The sequence below is a fragment of the Burkholderia sp. BCC1638 genome, assembly GCF_902833195.1.
Classification (GTDB): domain Bacteria; phylum Pseudomonadota; class Gammaproteobacteria; order Burkholderiales; family Burkholderiaceae; genus Burkholderia; species Burkholderia diffusa.
In genome coordinates, this window is record NZ_CADFEC010000115.1 from 1 (window position 1) to 505 (window position 505).

Genomic DNA, 505 nt, shown 5'->3' on the forward strand with positions numbered 1-505 from the left:
CGCACCGGCTGCCAGCGCGCCGACCTGTCCGCCGAATTCACGCCGCACGACCGCGTCGCGCAATGGCTCGACGCGCATGCCTTCGAGGCCGAGGACAGCGTCATGCTGCGCCGCGTGATCGACGCCAACGGCCGCTCACGCGCCTTCATCAACGGCACCAGCGCGACGCTCTCGCAACTGCGCGAGCTCGGCGAGATGCTGGTCGACGTGCATGGCCAGCATGCCCACCAGTTGCTGATGCGGCCCGACGCGCAGCGCGAGCTGTTCGACACGCATGCGGGCCTGAGCGCCGACGCGGCCGTGGTGGCGCGCGGCTGGCGCGCCTGGCGCGACGCGCTGCACCATATCGAGGTGGCCCAGACGCACGAGCGCGAGCTGCAGCTCGAACGCGAGAAGCTGGCCTGGCAACTGGCCGAGCTCGACAAACTGGCGCCGCAGCCCGGCGAATGGGACGAGGTGAACGCCGAGCACCAGCGCCTGACGCATTCGGCGAGCCTGATCGACG

At 70.9% G+C, this 505-nt stretch carries 1 pseudogene; it reads left to right on the forward strand.

The window, feature by feature from the left end:
* Nucleotides 1-505 (forward strand): annotated as a pseudogene (locus HWX22_RS31460) (DNA repair protein RecN); the annotation flags it as partial.